Annotated in this window: 16 protein-coding genes; 9 read left to right on the top strand and 7 right to left on the bottom strand. The window is 55.3% G+C overall.

The features are described 5' to 3' along the window. Positions 1-23 precede the first annotated feature (23 nt). Positions 24-1,124 (bottom strand): sodium-potassium/proton antiporter ChaA, encoded by a 1,101-nt coding sequence (chaA, locus tag C0557_RS13220; RefSeq protein ID WP_208658759.1) that lies wholly within the window; start codon positions 1,122-1,124, stop codon positions 24-26. Between the two features lie 275 nt (positions 1,125-1,399). Here chaA and chaB point away from each other — a divergent pair, with 275 nt between their 5' ends. Together chaB and C0557_RS13210 are read left to right on the top strand one after the other, a co-directional pair. After that, the gene (gene chaB / locus C0557_RS13215; RefSeq protein ID WP_043953447.1) at positions 1,400-1,630 is read left to right on the top strand and encodes a putative cation transport regulator ChaB; all 231 of its coding nucleotides are present in this window, start codon (positions 1,400-1,402) and stop codon (positions 1,628-1,630) included. 172 nt (positions 1,631-1,802) lie between these two features. Continuing rightward, entirely contained in the window at positions 1,803-2,501 is a 699-nt protein-coding gene (locus C0557_RS13210) for a gamma-glutamylcyclotransferase (protein ID WP_208658758.1), read from the top strand. A gap of 4 nt (positions 2,502-2,505) precedes the next feature. On the opposite strand, the gene C0557_RS13205 is transcribed toward C0557_RS13210, so the two are convergent. The 4 genes from C0557_RS13205 to C0557_RS13190 all read right to left on the bottom strand — a co-directional run bounded on the left by C0557_RS13205 (position 2,506) and on the right by C0557_RS13190 (position 5,863). Next, positions 2,506-2,751: a DUF1883 domain-containing protein gene (locus C0557_RS13205; RefSeq protein ID WP_208658757.1), complete on the bottom strand. Its 246-nt coding sequence runs from the start codon at positions 2,749-2,751 to the stop codon at positions 2,506-2,508. 215 nt (positions 2,752-2,966) lie between these two features. Further along, positions 2,967-4,751, bottom strand: a complete 1,785-nt coding sequence (locus tag C0557_RS13200; RefSeq protein WP_208658756.1) for a methyl-accepting chemotaxis protein — start codon at positions 4,749-4,751, stop codon at positions 2,967-2,969. Between the two features lie 107 nt (positions 4,752-4,858). After that, positions 4,859-5,212: a DsrE/DsrF/TusD sulfur relay family protein gene (locus tag C0557_RS13195; RefSeq protein ID WP_007371869.1), complete on the bottom strand. Its 354-nt coding sequence runs from the start codon at positions 5,210-5,212 to the stop codon at positions 4,859-4,861. A gap of 99 nt (positions 5,213-5,311) precedes the next feature. After that, on the bottom strand, positions 5,312-5,863 hold the full coding sequence (locus tag C0557_RS13190; protein WP_208658755.1) for a YbhB/YbcL family Raf kinase inhibitor-like protein: 552 nt from the start codon (positions 5,861-5,863) through the stop codon (positions 5,312-5,314). 172 nt (positions 5,864-6,035) lie between these two features. Between C0557_RS13190 and C0557_RS13185 the strand changes: the two genes are divergently transcribed. Next, the gene (locus C0557_RS13185; RefSeq protein WP_208658754.1) at positions 6,036-7,439 is read left to right on the top strand and encodes a YchO/YchP family invasin; all 1,404 of its coding nucleotides are present in this window, start codon (positions 6,036-6,038) and stop codon (positions 7,437-7,439) included. A gap of 3 nt (positions 7,440-7,442) precedes the next feature. Here the strand turns inward: C0557_RS13185 and narL are convergent, their stop codons facing one another. Further along, positions 7,443-8,093 carry a two-component system response regulator NarL gene (gene narL / locus C0557_RS13180; RefSeq protein WP_035889835.1) on the bottom strand — a complete coding sequence of 217 codons (651 nt, stop codon included), beginning with the start codon at positions 8,091-8,093 and terminating at the stop codon, positions 7,443-7,445. Further along, positions 8,086-9,885: a nitrate/nitrite two-component system sensor histidine kinase NarX gene (gene narX / locus C0557_RS13175; RefSeq protein ID WP_208658753.1), complete on the bottom strand. Its 1,800-nt coding sequence runs from the start codon at positions 9,883-9,885 to the stop codon at positions 8,086-8,088. The genes narL and narX overlap by 8 nt, the downstream gene beginning before the upstream one ends. On the opposite strand from narX, the gene C0557_RS13170 reads away from it, so the two are divergent. From C0557_RS13170 to narI, 6 genes are all read left to right on the top strand, one after another. Further along, the gene (locus tag C0557_RS13170) at positions 9,797-10,258 is read left to right on the top strand and encodes a hypothetical protein (RefSeq protein ID WP_208657066.1); all 462 of its coding nucleotides are present in this window, start codon (positions 9,797-9,799) and stop codon (positions 10,256-10,258) included. The two genes, narX and C0557_RS13170, sit on opposite strands and share 89 nt — an antisense overlap. After that, a complete protein-coding gene (locus tag C0557_RS13165; protein WP_208658752.1) occupies positions 10,194-11,585 on the top strand; it encodes a NarK family nitrate/nitrite MFS transporter in 1,392 nt (463 codons plus the stop codon). Before C0557_RS13170 ends, C0557_RS13165 begins: the two co-directional genes overlap by 65 nt. Before the next feature lie 392 nt (positions 11,586-11,977). Further along, positions 11,978-15,721, top strand: coding sequence for a nitrate reductase subunit alpha (locus tag C0557_RS13160; RefSeq protein ID WP_208658751.1), 3,744 nt, complete (start codon positions 11,978-11,980; stop codon positions 15,719-15,721). Then, a complete protein-coding gene (gene narH / locus C0557_RS13155; protein ID WP_208658750.1) occupies positions 15,718-17,253 on the top strand; it encodes a nitrate reductase subunit beta in 1,536 nt (511 codons plus the stop codon). Before C0557_RS13160 ends, narH begins: the two co-directional genes overlap by 4 nt. Further along, the gene (gene narJ / locus C0557_RS13150) at positions 17,250-17,960 is read left to right on the top strand and encodes a nitrate reductase molybdenum cofactor assembly chaperone (protein ID WP_208658749.1); all 711 of its coding nucleotides are present in this window, start codon (positions 17,250-17,252) and stop codon (positions 17,958-17,960) included. The genes narH and narJ overlap by 4 nt, the downstream gene beginning before the upstream one ends. After that, positions 17,960-18,637 carry a respiratory nitrate reductase subunit gamma gene (gene narI, locus C0557_RS13145; RefSeq protein WP_208658748.1) on the top strand — a complete coding sequence of 226 codons (678 nt, stop codon included), beginning with the start codon at positions 17,960-17,962 and terminating at the stop codon, positions 18,635-18,637. The genes narJ and narI overlap by 1 nt, the downstream gene beginning before the upstream one ends. Positions 18,638-18,650 lie beyond the last annotated feature (13 nt).

The raw sequence follows: 18,650 nt of genomic DNA, 5'->3' as shown, positions 1-18,650 counted from the left end.
TTTACCGGCCAGGAAAAATGGCGTCAGGCAAATATCGTCATCAGATAAGCCGCAAACAGCGCCAGATGTGCCGCGCCGTTCAGCACATTAGTACGGCCGGTCGAGAAGGAGAGCTGGCACAGCAGCAGCGAGGAGACCATCACAATCATCTCCGGCGCGCCAAGGCCAAACACCAACTGATTACCGGTGATCCACGCGATCAGCGTAACGACCGGCACCGTCAGGGAAATGGTGGCCAGCACCGAACCAAAAAACAGATTCATGGCGCGCTGAACCTGATTACTCAGCACTGCTTTCAGCGCACCCAGACCTTCCGGCGACAGGATCAGCAGCGCCACCAGGAAACCAGTAAACGCGACCGGCGCATTCATCTCTGTCAGCAGCGCTTCCAGCGGCTTCGCGTTCATTTTGGTCACCGCAATCACCGCAATCAGATGCACGATCAGCCATACGGTATGCCACAAATTGCCATGTGCAGACGGTTTGCCGTGATGCGGATCGTCGTCGTCGCTCTCGTCTTCATGCTCGTAAACAAATAGACTCTGATGCGTTTTGGTCTGGATCAGCAAAAACACGCCGTACATCGCCGCCGAAATTAACGCCACCAGCAGCGACTGAGCAATCGTGAAATTGGCCTCCGGCAGCGCCATCGGGAACACCAGCACAATAATCGCCAGCGGGAACAGGGCAATGAGATACTGTTTGATGCCAAACAGATTCATATACTGGGTGGCGAATTTACCCCCGCCGAGCAGCAGCGAGAACCCCACCAGCCCGCCGGTGACAATCATGATGATAGAGTAAAGCGTGTCGCGCATCAGCGTTGGCGCCGCATCGCCTGTCGCCATCAGCGCGGAAATCAGGCTCACTTCGAGGATCACCACCGAAAGACTCAGAATCAGCGAACCATAGGGCTCGCCGAGGCGGTGGGCGAGTACGTCAGCATGGCGAACCACGCTAAAGGCGCTGGAAAGAATGCCGACCAGCGCCAGAATATTGATGCCAATCACCGCTGGCAATGACTGCGAACTTCCCCAGAAAAGCAGCACGGCCAGCGCCAGCACCGGGAAAATAAGGGAGGTCTCCTTGTGGCGGGTTTTAACCGCTTCGTGCGTTGTTGTCATTATGATGCTCCGTCATAGTGCAGGTGTATGTGGATTATAGATAAAATTATCAGCGGCCTAAAATAGCAAAAAATCGCCAGTTTCAGACTGGTTTTTACTTAGTTTTACTGTCTGGCTTCGTTTTTTATTCTAATGCCATAAAAAACGATGTCTAATGAAAATTATGTTGATATAACAATGTGATGTGATTTTTTATTTGTGATAAATCATGGTGTGGTGGCGATCGCAGGAATTATCAACCATGCTTATTTATTTAGCCCAAAAGGAGCTACAACATGCCCTATAAAGAGAAATCTGATCTTCCTGACAGTGTCCAGCATGTGTTGCCTGCCCATGCGCAGGAAATTTATAAAGAGGCGTTTAATAGCGCCTGGGAGCAGTACAAGGACAAAGCCGATCGGCGCGATGACGCCAGCCGCGAAGAGACTGCGCACCGCGTTGCCTGGTCGGCCGTTAAACAGGATTATGAAAAAGGCGATGACGATCGCTGGCACAAAAAGAAATAACATAATGAAATAATTACACTTCGCCATTTATAGCCATATTCAATGTGTTGGTGCTATTGCAAGCGGCCCGCGAATTGCATATCGTGCGTAGTAAGCTGCGCTTAAAGCAGCATTTGTCGGGAAGACAGCAGTAAAGCAGTCGCAAGGAAGCAGGCAGTGGCGGAGGTAAAAGATGTTAACACGTGATTTCTTGCGAACAGCCGATTGTAAAACGGCGTTTGGCGACATTGAGGAGTCGCTGTTATGGTCGGCGGAACAACGAGCCGCATCGCTGGCAGCGACGCTCGCTTGTCGTCCGGATGAGGGGCCAGTGTGGATTTTCGGCTACGGTTCGCTGATGTGGAACCCGGCGCTGGAATTTGAAGAGTCCTGCACCGGAACGCTGGTTGGCTGGCATCGCGCCTTTTGCCTGCGCTTAACCGCAGGTCGCGGAACGGCCTGTCAGCCTGGCCGCATGCTGGCGCTGAAAGAGGGCGGCCGCACAACTGGCGTGGCTTACCGTCTGCCGCAGGAAACGCTTACGGAAGAACTGTCGCTGCTGTGGAAACGCGAAATGATCACCGGCTGCTATTTGCCGAGCTGGTGCAAGCTGGCGCTGGACGATGGCCGCATTATTAACGCGCTGGTGTTTATTATGGATCCACGCCATCCGCTCTACGAATCCGATACCCGCGCGCAAACTATCGCTCCGTTGATTGCTTCCGCCAGCGGCCCGCTTGGCACCAATGCGCAATACCTTTTCTCGCTTGAACAGGAACTGATCAAACTCGGTATGCACGATGACTGCCTGAATGAGCTGGTGGGGAGAGTGCGTGGTTTGCTGGGGGGAGAAAAACCAGGCCCGGACCTGCAACCTGGTTTTGTCTGTTGAGCGATTATGCTGCAACGTAGCTGATTGAGTGCTCCAGCGACTGGCTGTGGCTATCGATCAGCACGTTCCAGATCCCGCTGTAAGGCACCGCCAGATAGGCGCTTGCGCGGTTCTGGACGCTTAAAATATCGGTCTCCACATTCGCCGCGTTGCTCTTCTCGCTCATCAGATGAATATGACAATTTGCTGAACAACGAACGACAATTGTATCCCCGCCAAATAATTTCAAACTTGCTTTTACCACCGCCATTTTCCAACCCCGTAGTTTTATAACAACGCTTTCCGCCACGAAAACTTCTCGCACGTGATTCTGTTCACAATTCACTCAGTCAATAACACCAAAGTGAAGGATAACGAATGCTGATTTTGATCAAATAATGACGTAGCGATTAAACAAAAATTACATTATCTGGCAAGGGGGGAGGTCGGCGCATAAAACCGTGGGTGAAATGCGCCGAAAGAAGATTAAATGCGGAAATGCCCGGCGGTTTCAGCAAGCTCCCCGGCCTGCGAGCGTAGCGCGCCTGCGGCGGCGGCGGACTGGATCACCAGCTCGGCGTTTTGCTGCACCATCCGGTCAAGATCGATAACCGCATGATTGATTTCCTGAATGCCCTTCATCTGCTCGCTGGTGGCGACGGTGATCTCGCGCATGATCACCGACACACTGTCGATGCTGGAAACAATGTCGGTCATACTGTCGCCCGCCAGCCGTACAAAGCGTGAACCGGTGGCGACACTTTCAGTGGTGGAATCAATCAGCGTTTTGATCTCTTTCGCCGCCTGCGCGCTGCGGCTGGCCAGATTGCGTACTTCACCGGCCACCACGGCAAACCCGCGTCCCTGTTCGCCCGCGCGCGCCGCTTCAACAGAGGCATTCAGCGCCAGAATATTCGTCTGGAAGGCGATACCGTCAATCACGCTGGTGATGTCGCCGATTTTCGCCGAAGCGGTTTCAATGGATTGCATGGTGGTGATCGCCTGTGTCACAACCTGGCCGCCGCGGGATGCCGCTTCAGATGCCGCATGCGCCTGCTGATTCGCCTGCGCCGCAGCGTCGGTAGACTGGGCGACCGACGCGGTGATCTGCTCAACAGCGCTGGCCGTTTCGCGCAGGCTGGATGCCGCCTGTTCAGTCCTTCCTGAGAGATCCTGGTTACCCGCGGCAATTTCCTGCGCCGCCTGCTGTACGGATTGGCTGGAATCACGCAGTTTCACCATCACCACCGACAATTTATCGCTGAAGGCGTTAAAGGCATGGGCGATTTGCGTCACTTCATCATGACCATCCACCGGTAAACGCTGGGAAAGATCGTCGGTGCCGCTACTGATGGCATTCATCGCATCGCGAATCGTCAGCAGTCGTTTAAGCATGGCCGACACTAACCAGTGCATGACCCCACCGGCAACCAGTACCAGCACGACCAGCGACAGGGCGGACGCTTTGAGCTGTGCCTGCAAACCGGAGGTGGAATCTGCGCTGTCCAGCGCCACGGTCAGCAGCCAGTGGGTGCCTTTGACCGGGGTAGCTTGTAGTATCTTCTGTACGCCAGCGTACTGGCCTTCGACGGTTTTTCCGGCGCGCAACTCGGCGAAACTCACCCCGCTGAGCGCTTCTGCGAAGGGTTTGAGCGTCAGGTTATCGCTGTTCGCGGCAATCACCGTGCCGTCGCTGTCCAGCAGCAAACCGCTGCTGTTGGGCGATGGTTTGATGCCGCGTACGTTAGCGACCACGCTGTCCATCGAAACATCACCGGCGACCACGCCTTTCAACGTACCGTTCTCTTTCACCGGTACGGCGAACGTGACCACCAGTTTCCCGCTACCCGCATCGACATACGGTGCGGTTACCACCGGCGCATCCGCTTTCAGCACCTGCTGATACCACGGACGGATCGTCGGATCATAATCGGCGGGTACGCCGGTCGGATCGGAGAATTTCGCCGTTTTGCTGGCGTAACCGATATACACATTGGTGAAGCCACCAGCGTGCGCCATCTGCGTAAAAATGGGCACCGGATCGTCAGTTAAGGCGACGCTTTGCAGCGAGTTGATGATCTCCATTTTACCGGCGACCCAGTCGGCAATGGCAATGCTGTGGCTGACGCTGGTGCTGGAGAGGATATCCTGCTGAGTTTGTTGGTTATGCTGGCGAGTGACCTGATAGTTAATAACGGTGTTAAGAAGCAAAGCGATAGCGAGACATCCCGCCGTGGCCGCAATAATGCGGGATTTAATCGATCTAAACATAATTATCTTACCTGCTGTGTTGTCTTAAGTGGCTATCGGCAACACAACAGGCAAACTTGATGACGGAACGTCATTCATAAGAAAATTGTATTGAACTCGCGGAGGTATTAAAAAGTTAATACCTTATCCGCAGCCACCGTCCAGTGCGCCAGTTCCACCAGCGTGCCGATTTCGACGCCATCCGCCAGCGGCAGGGCGGTGATACCGCGTCCATCGGTGCAGGTTTTGCATAATTTCACCACCACGCCCTGGGCGGTCAAAATTTCCAGCATCTGTTGCAGGTTATAACCTTCCGCCGGGTTTTGCCCGCGCAGACCGGCAGTAACCGCGTCAGACATTAAAAACACTTTCAGTTGCTTCGCGCTCTCTTCTTCACAGAGGGCGATTGCCAGCCGCAAACTGCTGAACAGCGATTCACTACCATAAGCCGCGCCGGTGGCAACAATGACGATCTTTTGCATTTTCACTCCTTCGATAACATTGGGCAGACGGGGCTTATGCTACTGCGCCGCCGTCCCCGGTGAAAGGACGACAGCGCAGAATCAGTGGTTTACCACAAATTATTGTCCGAAGCGGCCAATCAATCCGCTGGCGGCCAGCGCGTGCCCTTTGAGTTTATCTAACAGCGCCTCGCGAGTTAGCCCTTCCGGCAAGGTTGGCGGCAGCGAGGTGGCAATCAGCGTAAAAGTGTAATGGTGCGCGCCGCTGCCGGGCGGTGGGCAGGGGCCATGCCAGCGCAGATTACCGGGGCTGTTTTTCCCGCCGGTATAATTTTTGCCGTCGCGCAGATCGTTTGGTGCAAAACCGGTCGTTGACGGCGAAATATTGTAAGCCACCAGATGCGTCACCCCCAGCCCGTTCGCGCCTTCCGGATCGTGAACCAGCAGGGCGAAACTTTTTGTACTGGCTGGCGCGTTACTCCACACCAGCGCAGGTGACTGATTTTCACCGGTGCAGTTGGGGTTGTTGCTGGCGTTACCGGCGAATTTTTTCTCCATCAATGCATTGTCGGCGAAAGCCGGGGATTGCAGGTTAAACCGTTCATTTGCGTATGCCTGTACGCCGTACAACAGCAGCGCGCTACAGAGCGCTCCACGCAGTTTACAATTCATGGCGATTCTCTTTCAGCATTGGTGCATTAACTGTAGTTGCAACGCAGCGGGTGGGTAAGGATTTTCCTGGTATTTGGCCGTTCTCTGCAAAGCAGGGGCAACACCGTTAAACTTATAGGTTCATGTCGATAAAACTGGGCGGATTATTATCAGCAAATTGCTGTACGGTGTTATGAATTATAAGGTTTCATCTCTCCTGATATTGCTGCTGGCGGGCGATGTGGTCGATGCCGCACAAAATAGCTTCGTTCAGCAAGCGGAAAATCCCTTCGATAATGACGGCGATGGTTTGCCGGATCTCGGCATGGCGCCAGAAAATGGCACGCAGGAAAAACACGTTGCGGAAATGGCCAAAGCCTTCGGTGAAGCCAGCATGACCGATAACGGGCTGACCGCGGGAGAGCAGGCGCGCCAGTTTGCATTCGGGCAATTGCGCGATGTGGTAAGCGATGAGGTGAATCAGAAAGTGGAATCCTGGCTGTCGCCCTGGGGCAGCGCCAATGTCGATTTTAAGGTCGATAATGAGGGCAGTTTTACCGGCAGCCACGGCGACTGGTTTGTGCCTCTGCAGGATAATAACCGCTACCTCAGTTGGGGGCAGCTCGGGGTGACGCAGCAGGACCAGGGGCTGGTGGGCAATGTCGGGCTGGGTCAACGCTGGATCGCGGGCGACTGGTTGCTCGGCTATAACACTTTTTATGACACGCTGCTGGATGACAATTATAGCCGCGCCGGGTTAGGCGCCGAGGCATGGGGAGAGTATCTGCGTTTCTCCGCCAACTACTACCAGCCTGTGGGCAGCTGGAATTACCAAACCGCCACGCAGCAACAGCGCATGGCGCGAGGTTACGACGTAACGGCGCAGGCACGGTTGCCGTTCTGGCAGCAGCTGAATACCAGCCTCAGCGTTGAGCAATACTTCGGTGATAGTGTGGATCTGTTTGATACCGGCACCGGTTATCGCAATCCGGTAGCGGTGAAAGTGGGCCTCAACTATACCCCGGTTCCACTGGTGACGCTGACCGCCGAACACCGCCAGGGCGAAAGCGGCCTTAGCCAGAATGACTTAGGTCTGAAGCTCAACTACCGCTTTGGCGTCCCGCTGTGGAAGCAACTCTCAGCCAGCGAAGTGGCCGCCAGCCGTTCGCTGCGCGGCAGCCGTTACGACAGCCCAACGCGCAACAGCACGCCAGTGTATGAGTATCGCCAGCGCAAAACGTTGTCGGTGTTTCTCGCTACGCCGCCGTGGGATTTACAGCCAGGCGAAACCGTAGCGCTGAAGCTGCAAATTAACAGCACGCATGGCGTACGTTCGATTAGCTGGCAGGGCGATACCCAGGCGCTTAGCCTGACGCCGCCAGCGAATGGCCGCAGTGCCGATGGCTGGACGCTGATTATGCCGCGCTGGGATAGCGCTGAAGGGGCGAGCAATCACTGGACGCTCACCGCGCTGGTGGAAGATGACAAAGGGCAGCGCGTGGCGTCGAATACCATTGAGCTGAAACTGACCGAACCGGTGGTGGTGCCGATGACGGACGATAACGCTAACGCAGGCTGGTCGTTGCCAGCCCCGTAACGTTCAGAAAATGCGTTCCTGATGAACCCACACCGCAGCTTCAACGCGGGATTTCAGCTTCATTTTCTTCAGCATATGTTTAACGTGGACTTTGACCGTGCTCTCGGTGATATCGAGACGGCGGGCGATCATTTTATTCGGCAACCCCTGCGCAATCAGCTTGAGAATATCGCGCTCGCGTGGTGTGAGCTGGCTGATGTCGCGATCGCTGGTCGCGCGATTGGCGCGCAGGCTCGCCGCCAGCACCGGGGTGAGCGCTTCGCTGAGCACCATCTCTCCCGCCGCGGCTTGCTGCAACGCTTTCAGCAAATCTTCCGGCTCCATATCTTTCAGCAGGTAGCCATCCGCGCCGCGTTTCAGCGCGGTCACCACATCTTCTTCGTGGTTGGAAACGCTGAATACCACCACCCGGCCGGAAAGCGATTTCTCGCGCAGTTTATCGAGCGTTTCCAGTCCGTTCATGCCAGGCATATTGAGATCCAGCAGTATCAGGTCTGGATCGAGCGCATCCGCCAGTTCAATCCCTTGTTCGCCGTTACTGGCCTCGCCGACCACGGTGATGTCGGGCGCCATGCCGATCAACTGCTTCACACCGGTTCGCAGCATCGGATGGTCGTCGATCAGCAAAATAGTGGCCGGTTGCGGGTTACTCATGGGTATCTCCTTGCATGGATGAGAGAAACGTCTCAGGGATGAACGTAACGATAACCTCCGTCCCGCCGGAAGCAACGGGGCGTACCTGGCAATCGCCGTGCAGGCTTTGCGCGCGGTCACGCATAATGATCAAGCCATAATGATTTGTCCTTTCAGCATTGACCTGAATACCGCGACCATTATCGGTAACGCGCAGTATCACCCGGTTTTCTTGCTGTTCTACGGCGACGCTGACCGCGGTTGCGCCGGAGTGTTTCAGTGCATTGCTCAGCGCTTCGCGGGCAATTTGCAACAGATGGATCGCCTGATGCGGCGGCACCAGGCGGGGTGTAAGCTGATAGTCGAGCCGCACCTGGAAACCGAAACGGCCGCTGTACTCCTGGCAGCTGGCTTCCAGCGCCGGGCGCAGCCCTGGTTCGGTTAATTGTAAGCGGAAGGTGGTAAGCAATTCGCGTAACTGCGCCCAGGACGTATTCAGCTCGTTGCGGATCTGGCCCAACAACTGCTGGCTGTTCTGCGGTAACGCATCGCCCTGCATTTGCAGGCAACTGACCTGCATCTTCATACAGGAGAGGGATTGGGCGATTGAATCGTGCAGCTCGCGGGCAATGGTGGCGCGCTCTTCCATGACCAGTAGCTGCTGCTGTTTGTCCTGATGCCTGTCGAGCGCCAGCGTCGCAGTTATTTGTTCCACCAGCGTATCAACCAGTTGCTGCTGATCATGGCTTAAATGCCGGCCTGGCGGCAATTGCGCCAGCAGCAAACCGTACTGCATATGGGCATCCGCCAGCCGCCATTTTAACGTTGTTCCGGAACCCGGATGCGGCGTTGTGACACCGCGCGGGCACAAATGGCAGCCTTTATCATCGCAACTGGCATCCGACTGGCAGGTAAATTCCTGATGGTTGTTCTCATCTTCCATGTCGTAGACGCGCAGTTCGATATCGTGCAGCAGGGTTAAATCCTGCAAGCCATTAAGCACCGGCGAAAGGCGTTCGCACAGCGGAATGCGTGAGTGCAGGCGGTGGTTAGCCTGCCATAAAAACGACAGGATCTGGTTTTTCTGCTCGAGCCCGGCGGTCTTCTCTTTGACACGCTGTTCGAGCACCGCATAACTTTCCGCCAGCTCAGCGGACATGTTATTCAACGCCTCGCCAAGCGTCGCCATTTCATTGCGTCCGCTAATCGAGGCGCGCTGGGTAAAATCGCGCTGGCTGACGGCGCGCGCCATTTGCAGCAGTTGGTGCCACGGGCGCAGCAGTTTTGAGCGCAACCAGACGACAGCAAACAGCAGCAGCAGAGCCATCAACAGCGCCATCAGATGTTGCATGATGACGACCTGTTCAATCCGTTGTTCTGTGCTGCGATCGAACGACGTCACCAGTTTATCAATCCTGCCAACGAAGATGGCGATAGTGTCTGCGGCTTCACTGGACTGTTGCGCCTGGCGGATAGCGGGGATCACGATGCTGTGCCAGTAGTTTTGCAACTCTGCCAACTGCGCCTGTTGGCCATCACGCTGCGCGGCCAGCGCCAGCTCCGGGCTGAATGCGGTATGTTCCATTTCATCAAACAGATACTGCTTGTCTTCATGCAGCGGAATCGCTGACAGCAGGCGATAACTCTGCATGCGCAGAGAACCGGCTTTATTGATAGCGTGTGCGCTGCCCTGAACGCCCTGTACCAGCCAGCCGGAGATCGCCATGCCTGCCACGCCGATCACGGTGGACAGCAACATCAGCAGCGCCAGTTGGTTAACCAGCGAAATAGGAGAAAAGAGGCGTTTTAGCATAAGTGATGAAAGCTCCTTGACCGCATGCGCTGCGGGTGGCGGTATTGTCAGCTATCGCCTGGGGTATACCCATACCTCTAAAGGATTACCTCTTTATTGCCAGTATGTCGACCAACGTGGGAAGAATCTGCGCGGTAGCGGCGATGGCCGTGAAAAACCACACCTTTTTTGTATGTTATGGCTACTCACTAATGAGCATAGTGATTTTTCAGGCGTAGAAAGTGCTGCTTTTCCTTTGATTTATATCAACTTACCTGGCGCTACAAAAACTATGGTGGCAGGCATCAAACCGATCAGCAGAGGTGTATATGCAGCACTCATCCATCCCGGAAAAAGGTTCGTCATCACGAGTTATTACCGAATGGCGTCCTGAAGATCCGGCTTTCTGGCAACAGCAGGGACATGCGATTGCAAGCCGTAACTTGTGGATTTCCGTTCCTTGCCTGCTTCTGGCGTTTTGCGTCTGGATGCTGTTCAGCGCCGTCGCTGTTAACCTGCCAAAAGTGGGCTTCAAGTTTACCACCGACCAGCTCTTTATGCTGACGGCGCTGCCTTCTGTTTCCGGCGCGCTGCTCCGTGTTCCGTACTCATTTATGGTACCGGTGTTCGGCGGTCGTCGCTGGACGGCCTTCAGCACCGGGATTTTGATTATTCCTTGTGTATGGCTCGGTTTTGCCGTGCAGGATCCGACCACGCCTTTTAGTACGTTTATTGTTATCTCGCTGCTGTGCGGTTTCGCCGGAGCGAACTTTGCTTCCAGCATGGCGAACATCAGCTTCTTCTTCCCGAAACAGAAGCAGGGAGGCGCGCTGGGGATCAACGGCGGGCTGGGCAATCTGGGCGTTAGCGTGATGCAATTGATTGCGCCGCTGGCTGTCTCTTTTTCCATTTTTGCCGCTTTTGGTGGTACGGGCGCGGCTCAGCCGGACGGCTCAATGCTGTATCTGGAAAACGCGGCCTGGGTCTGGGTTCCGCTGCTGGCCTTCTTTACGCTGGCGGCGTGGTTCGGCATGAACGAACTGGCGACCTCTAAAGCCTCGCTGCGCGCGCAATTGCCGGTGCTGAAACGCAGCCACTTGTGGATTATGAGCTTCCTCTATCTGGCAACATTCGGCTCGTTTATCGGTTTTTCAGCCGGTTTTGCCATGCTGTCGAAAACGCAGTTTCCGGATGTACAGATCCTGCATTTTGCTTTCTTCGGCCCACTGATCGGCGCGCTGGCGCGTTCGGCTGGCGGCGCGATCTCCGATCGCCTTGGCGGCACACGAGTCACGCTGGTGAACTTCGTGGTGATGGCCATTTTCAGCGCGGCGCTGTTCCTGACCTTACCCACAGAAGGGACTGGCGGTAGCTTTATTGCCTTCTTCTGCGTCTTCCTGGTGCTGTTCCTGACAGCGGGGCTGGGCAGTGGTTCTACGTTCCAGATGATCTCGGTTATTTTCCGCAAAATGACCATGGAACGCGTACAAAAACGCGGCGGCAACGAGAGTGAAGCCATGCGCGAAGCGGCAACAGAAACGGCGGCGGCGCTTGGGTTTATCTCAGCAATCGGCGCGATTGGCGGCTTTTTCATCCCGAAAGCGTTCGGGACTTCCCTGGCATTAACCGGCTCTCCGGCTGGCGCAATGAAAGTATTTCTCGTGTTCTATATTGCCTGTGTTGTGATCACCTGGGCGATATACGGGCGTAAAAAACAATAATATAAAAACTTGTTGATTATCGTTGCGCGGTGAAAGCCGCGCTTTTTTTTATTCATATTGTAGTTACAACATACTGTTAGATTTAACTTCAGCCTGCTGCGGAAGCTCTCGTGCGCAAGGAGCCAGGCAGAACATCTACCCCTTAATACCTGGCACGCTGGAAAAGTAGAGACAATTCTGCATTTACTTCATAAAAATTATTATTTATCAGATAATTAAAAAATAGAAATTACTAACCCTTTGGAGGTAACTCTCTTTTTTGCTGCCTGCGGGAAGCTCTGAGGGCTTGATCGCCATCAATTCTCTTTGTCTTTGTGAGGGTTACCGTCGCGGCAAATGCAGCAATGTCGATTTAGCAAGAGAGCCATACAGGCTCCAACAGGAGAACCCCGATGAGTAAATTCCTGGACCGGTTTCGCTACTTCAAACAGAAAGGCGAAACCTTTGCCGACGGGCACGGCCAGCTCTTAAACACCAACCGGGACTGGGAGGATGGATACCGTAGCCGCTGGCAGCACGACAAAATCGTTCGCTCTACCCACGGCGTGAACTGTACTGGTTCCTGTAGCTGGCAGATCTTTGTTAAAAACGGGCTGGTCACCTGGGAAACCCAACAGACAGATTACCCGCGCACCCGCCCGGATATGCCTAACCATGAACCGCGTGGCTGCCCGCGCGGCGCGAGTTACTCCTGGTATCTCTACAGCGCTAACCGCCTGAAATATCCGCTGATGCGTAAACGCCTGATTAAATTGTGGCGCGAAGCGAAAGCGCAACATACCGATCCGGTGAATGCCTGGGCTTCCATCATTGAAGATGCCGATAAAGCGAAAAGCTTTAAACAGGCGCGCGGTCGCGGCGGTTTTGTGCGTTCTTCCTGGCAGGAAGTGAACGAGCTGATTGCGGCATCCAACGTTTATACCGTCAAAACCTACGGCCCGGACCGCGTGGCAGGCTTTTCGCCGATCCCGGCGATGTCGATGGTCTCTTATGCTTCCGGCGCGCGTTACCTTTCATTGCTCGGCGGCACCTGCCTGAGCTTCTATGACTGGTACTGCGATTTACCGCCAGCCTCGCCGCAAACATGGGGCGAGCAGACTGACGTGCCGGAATCTGCTGACTGGTACAACTCCAGCTACATCATCGCCTGGGGTTCTAACGTGCCGCAAACCCGTACTCCGGATGCGCACTTCTTTACCGAAGTTCGTTACAAAGGCACCAAAACGGTTGCTGTGACGCCGGATTACGCTGAAATCGCCAAGTTATGTGATTTGTGGTTGGCACCGAAACAGGGCACCGATGCCGCGATGGCGATGGCAATGGGCCATGTCATGTTGCGTGAATTCCATCTGGACAAACCGAGCCAGTATTTCACCGATTATGTGCGTCGCTATACCGATATGCCGATGCTGGTGATGCTGGAGGAACGCGACGGTTATTACGCCGCCGGTCGTATGTTGCGCGCTGCCGATCTGGTGGATGCGCTGGGCCAGCAAAATAACCCGGAATGGAAAACCATCGCTCTTAATAACGATGGCAACCTGGTCGCGCCGAACGGCTCTATCGGTTTCCGCTGGGGTGAGAAAGGGAAATGGAACCTTGAACAACGCGACGGCGGTAATGGCGCTGACGTGGAGTTGAATCTGAGCCTGCTCGGTAAACACGACGATGTGGCACAGGTTGGTTTCCCGTATTTCGGCGGCGAAAGCAGCGAACATGTCAGCGGCGTTTCACTGGAAAATATCCTGCTGCACAAACTGCCGGTAAAACGCATTCAACTGGCAGACGGTTCTACTGCGCTGGTGGCGACCGTCTACGATCTGACGCTCGCCAACTACGGTCTGGATCGCGGTCTGGATGATGAAAACTGCGCAACCCGTTACGACGAAATTAAAGCTTATACACCGGCGTGGGCAGAGAAAATCACCGGTGTATCGCAGGCGCAGATTATCCGCATCGCCCGCGAGTTCGCCGATAATGCCGACAAAACCCATGGTCGTTCGATGGTGATTATCGGTGCCGGGATGAACCACTGGTATCACCTCGATATGAACTATCGCGGCATTATCAACATGCTGATCTTCTGTGGCTGCGTGGGGCAGAGCGGCGGCGGCTGGGCGCACTATGTTGGCCAGGAAAAACTGCGTCCGCAAACCGGCTGGCAACCGCTGGCATTCGCCCTCGACTGGCAGCGTCCGGCGCGCCATATGAACAGCACCTCTTACTTCTACAACCACTCCAGCCAGTGGCGTTATGAGACGGTAACGGCGCAGGAATTCCTTTCGCCGCTGGCGGATAAATCGCGCTATACCGGCCATCTGATCGACTTTAACGTGCGTGCTGAACGTATGGGCTGGCTGCCGTCTGCGCCGCAGTTAGGCACCAACCCGCTGCGCATCGCTGCCGAAGCGGAAAAAGCCGGAATGAGCGCGGTGGATTACACGGTGAAATCCCTGAAAGACGGTTCTTTGCGCTTTGCGGCGGAACAGCCGGAAAACGGTAAAAACCATCCGCGTAACCTCTTTATCTGGCGCTCCAACCTGCTCGGTTCTTCCGGTAAAGGTCATGAGTTTATGCTCAAGTATTTGCTGGGCACCGAACACGGTATCCAGGGCAAAGATCTTGGTAAGCAGGGCGGCGTGAAGCCGGAAGAGGTGGAATGGCGTGATAACGGCCTCGACGGCAAACTGGATCTGGTGGTGACGCTGGATTTCCGCCTGTCGAGCACCTGCCTCTATTCCGATATCGTGCTGCCAACGGCCACCTGGTATGAAAAAGACGACATGAATACTTCGGATATGCATCCGTTTATTCATCCGCTTTCTGCCGCTGTCGATCCGGCATGGGAATCCAAAAGCGACTGGGAGATTTACAAAGGCATCGCCAAATCCTTCTCCGCACTGTGCGTCGGCCATCTGGGTAAAGAGACTGACGTGGTGACGCTGCCGATCCAGCACGATTCTGCCGCTGAACTGGCGCAGCCGCTGGGCGTGCAGGACTGGAAAAAAGGTGAATGCGATCTGATCCCGGGTAAAACCGCGCCGCACATCATTCCGGTCGAACGTGATTATCCGGCAACCTACGAACGCTTTACCTCGATTGGCCCATTGATGGAGAAAATCGGCAACGGCGGCAAAGGTATCGCCTGGAACACCCAGAGCGAAATGGATCTGCTGCGTAAGCTCAACTACACCAAAGCGGATGGCCCGGCAAAAGGCCAGCCGATGTTGAACACGGCGATTGATGCAGCAGAGATGATCCTGACGCTGGCACCGGAAACCAACGGCAACGTGGCGGTGAAAGCGTGGGCAGCGCTCAGTGAATTTACCGGTCGCGACCATACGCACCTGGCGCTGAATAAAGAAGACGAGAAGATTCGTTTCCGCGATATCCAGGCGCAGCCGCGCAAAATTATCTCCAGCCCGACCTGGTCCGGCCTCGAAGATGAACATGTCTCTTACAACGCGGGTTATACCAACGTACATGAGCTGATCCCATGGCGCACGCTCTCCGGTCGCCAGCAGTTGTATCAGGATCATCAATGGATGCGCGATTTCGGCGAAAGCCTGCTGGTTTACCGTCCACCGATTGACACCCGTTCGGTGAAAGAGGTGATGGGCGTGAAACCAAACGGTTATAAGGAAAAAGCGCTCAACTTCCTGACTCCGCACCAGAAATGGGGCATTCACTCCACTTACAGCGATAACTTGCTGATGCTGACGCTGGGTCGCGGCGGCCCGGTGGTATGGCTCAGCGATGTTGATGCCAAAGAGATGGGTATTGCGGATAACGACTGGATCGAAGTGTTCAACAGCAACGGTGCGCTGACTGCGCGTGCGGTGGTGAGCCAGCGTGTGCCATCCGGTATGACCATGATGTACCACGCGCAGGAACGTATCGTGAATCTGCCGGGGTCAGAAATTACCGGCCAGCGCGGCGGTATCCATAACTCGGTTACCCGTATTACCCCGAAACCGACGCATATGATCGGCGGCTATGCCCAGCTGGCTTATGGTTTCAACTATTACGGGACGGTCGGTTCCAACCGCGATGAGTTTGTGGTGGTGCGTAAGATGAAAAATATCAACTGGTTGGATGGCGAAGGCAATGACCAGGTACAGGAGAGCGCAAAATGAAAATTCGTTCACAAGTCGGCATGGTGCTGAATCTCGATAAATGCATCGGCTGTCATACCTGTTCTGTGACCTGTAAAAACGTCTGGACCAGCCGCGAAGGCGTGGAATACGCGTGGTTCAACAACGTCGAAACCAAGCCGGGCACCGGCTTCCCGACCGACTGGGAAAACCAGGAAAAATGGAAGGGCGGCTGGATCCGCAAAATCAACGGCAAACTGCAACCGCGTATGGGCAACCGTGCGCTGCTGCTCGGTAAGATCTTCGCCAACCCGCATTTGCCGGAGATTGATGATTACTACGAACCGTTCGATTTTGACTATCAGCATCTGCATAACGCGCCGGAAAGCAAACATCAGCCGATTGCACGTCCGCGCTCGTTGATCACCGGCCAGCGGATGAACAAAATCACCGCCGGTCCGAACTGGGAAGACGATCTGGGCGGTGAGTTCGACAAGCTGAGCAAAGACCAGAACTTCGCCAACCTGCAAAAAGCGATGTACGGCCAGTTCGAAAACACCTTCATGATGTATTTGCCGCGTCTGTGCGAACACTGTCTGAACCCGGCGTGCGTTGCAACCTGTCCGAGCGGCGCGATCTACAAACGCGAAGAAGACGGCATTGTGCTGATCGATCAGGATAAATGTCGCGGCTGGCGTATGTGCGTCACCGGTTGCCCGTACAAAAAAATCTACTTCAACTGGAAGAGCGGCAAATCCGAGAAGTGCATTTTCTGCTATCCGCGTATTGAAGCGGGTATGCCGACCGTTTGTTCGGAAACCTGCGTGGGCCGTATTCGTTACCTTGGCGTGCTGCTGTATGACGCGGATGCGATTGAAAACGCCGCCAGCACCGAAAGCGAAAAAGACCTGTACCAGCGCCAGCTTGATGTGTTCCTCGATCCGCACGATCCGGCGGTGATCGCGCAGGCACTGGCCGATGGCGTGCCGCAAAGCGTGATTGATGCGGCGCAGAAATCCCCGGTCTACAAAATGGCGATGGACTGGAAACTGGCGCTGCCGCTGCATCCGGAATATCGCACGCTGCCGATGGTGTGGTACGTGCCGCCTCTGTCGCCGATCCAGTCCGCAGCCGACGCGGGGGAACTGGGCAGCAATGGCATTTTGCCGAACGTGGAGAGCCTGCGCATTCCGGTGCAGTACCTGGCGAACCTGCTGACGGCAGGAGACACCGAACCGGTGCTGCTGGCGCTGAAACGCATGCTGGCGATGCGCCACTTTAAACGTGCGGAAGCGGTTGAAGGTATTGAAGATACCCGCGCGCTGGAAGAAGTTGGGCTGTCGAAAGAGCAGGCGCAGGAGATGTATCGTTATCTGGCGATCGCCAACTACGAAGACCGTTTTGTTGTGCCGTCCAGCCATCGTGAGCTGGCGCGTGAAGCGTTCCCGGAGAAAAGCGGTTGTGGCTTCAGCTTCGGCGACGGTTGCCACGGTTCAGACAGTAAATTCAACCTGTTCAACAGTCGCCGCATTGATGCGGTGGATGTCACAGTCAAAACGGAGCCGCACCCATGATTGAACTGGTGGTTATTTCCCGTTTACTGGAGTACCCCGATGCTGCCCTGTGGCAGCATCAGCAGGAGCTGTTTGATGCGCTGGCCTCCGGCGAAAACCTGGCGAAAGCCGATGCGCAGCAGGTCGGGATCTTTTTACGTGATTTAACGACGCAGGATCTGCTGGATGCGCAGTCCACTTACAGCGAGCTGTTTGATCGCGGTCGCGCCACGTCGTTGCTGCTGTTTGAACATGTCCACGGCGAATCCCGCGATCGTGGCCAGGCGATGGTCGATCTGCTGGCGCAATATGAGCGCCACGGTTTGCTGCTCGACAGCCGCGAACTGCCGGATCATCTGCCGCTCTATCTGGAGTATCTGGCGCAGCTTCCTACGGCGGAGGCGATTGGCGGTTTGCAGGATATCGCGCCGATCCTGGCGCTGTTACAGGCGCGTTTGCAGCAGCGTGAAAGCCATTACGCCACGCTGTTTGAGGCACTGCTTTCGCTGAGCAAAACGGCAGTGGATAACGCGCAAGTGGCGGAAAAAATTGCCGCTGAAGCGCGCGATGATACGCCGCAGGCGCTGGATGCCGTGTGGGAAGAGGAGCAGGTGAAATTCTTTGCTGAACAGGGCTGCGGCGACTCTGACATTACTGCTCATCAGCGCCGATTTGCGGGGGCTGTCGCACCGCAATATCTGAATATCACAACAGGAGGAGAGCGCTAATGCACTTCCTTAATATGTTCTTCTTTGACATCTATCCCTATATGGCCGGTGCGATTTTCCTGATTGGTAGCTGGTTGCGTTATGACTATGGGCAATACAGCTGGCGCGCAGGCTCCAGCCAGATGCTGGATCGCAAAGGGATGAACCTTGCCTCGAACCTGTTCCACCTGGGTATTCTGGGCATCTTCGCGGGCCATTTCCTCGGGATGCTGACGCCGCACTGGATGTATGAATCATTCCTGCCGATCGAAGTGAAACAGAAGATGGCGATGATCGGCGGCGGTGCCAGCGGCGTGATGTGCCTGGTGGGTGGTTTGCTGCTGCTGAAACGCCGCCTGTTCAATCCGCGCATCCGCGCGACCTCGACCACGGCGGATATTCTGATTATGACGCTGCTGATGGTGCAATGTACGCTAGGCTTATTAACTATTCCGTTCTCTGCTCAGCATATGGATGGCAGCGAAATGATGAAACTGGTCGGCTGGGCGCAGGCTGTGGTCACTTTCCATGGCGGAGCCTCTGCACATCTTGACGGCGTTGCCTTTATTTACCGCCTGCATTTGGTGCTGGGAATGACGCTGTTTGTGCTGTTCCCGTTCTCCCGCCTGGTGCATATCTGGAGCGCGCCGGTGGAGTATCTGACGCGGAAATACCAGATTGTTCGCGCTCGGCGCTAATGACAAAACCCCG

This window comes from Kosakonia sp. MUSA4 (assembly GCF_013085925.1).
GTDB classification, from domain to species: Bacteria; Pseudomonadota; Gammaproteobacteria; order Enterobacterales; family Enterobacteriaceae; genus Kosakonia; species Kosakonia sacchari_B.
This window is presented reverse-complemented; position numbering and strand designations above follow the sequence as displayed.

Coding starts and splice junctions, on each gene's coding strand:
- chaA (WP_208658759.1), bottom strand. CDS start 1,124: ATGACAACAACGCACGAAGCGGTTAAAACCCGCCACAAGGAGACCTCC.
- chaB (WP_043953447.1), top strand. CDS start 1,400: ATGCCCTATAAAGAGAAATCTGATCTTCCTGACAGTGTCCAGCATGTG.
- C0557_RS13210 (WP_208658758.1), top strand. CDS start 1,803: ATGTTAACACGTGATTTCTTGCGAACAGCCGATTGTAAAACGGCGTTT.
- C0557_RS13205 (WP_208658757.1), bottom strand. CDS start 2,751: ATGGCGGTGGTAAAAGCAAGTTTGAAATTATTTGGCGGGGATACAATT.
- C0557_RS13200 (WP_208658756.1), bottom strand. CDS start 4,751: ATGTTTAGATCGATTAAATCCCGCATTATTGCGGCCACGGCGGGATGT.
- C0557_RS13195 (WP_007371869.1), bottom strand. CDS start 5,212: ATGCAAAAGATCGTCATTGTTGCCACCGGCGCGGCTTATGGTAGTGAA.
- C0557_RS13190 (WP_208658755.1), bottom strand. CDS start 5,863: ATGAATTGTAAACTGCGTGGAGCGCTCTGTAGCGCGCTGCTGTTGTAC.
- C0557_RS13185 (WP_208658754.1), top strand. CDS start 6,036: ATGAATTATAAGGTTTCATCTCTCCTGATATTGCTGCTGGCGGGCGAT.
- narL (WP_035889835.1), bottom strand. CDS start 8,093: ATGAGTAACCCGCAACCGGCCACTATTTTGCTGATCGACGACCATCCG.
- C0557_RS13170 (WP_208657066.1), top strand. CDS start 9,797: ATGCCTGCCACGCCGATCACGGTGGACAGCAACATCAGCAGCGCCAGT.
- narX (WP_208658753.1), bottom strand. CDS start 9,885: ATGCTAAAACGCCTCTTTTCTCCTATTTCGCTGGTTAACCAACTGGCG.
- C0557_RS13165 (WP_208658752.1), top strand. CDS start 10,194: ATGCAGCACTCATCCATCCCGGAAAAAGGTTCGTCATCACGAGTTATT.
- C0557_RS13160 (WP_208658751.1), top strand. CDS start 11,978: ATGAGTAAATTCCTGGACCGGTTTCGCTACTTCAAACAGAAAGGCGAA.
- narH (WP_208658750.1), top strand. CDS start 15,718: ATGAAAATTCGTTCACAAGTCGGCATGGTGCTGAATCTCGATAAATGC.
- narJ (WP_208658749.1), top strand. CDS start 17,250: ATGATTGAACTGGTGGTTATTTCCCGTTTACTGGAGTACCCCGATGCT.
- narI (WP_208658748.1), top strand. CDS start 17,960: ATGCACTTCCTTAATATGTTCTTCTTTGACATCTATCCCTATATGGCC.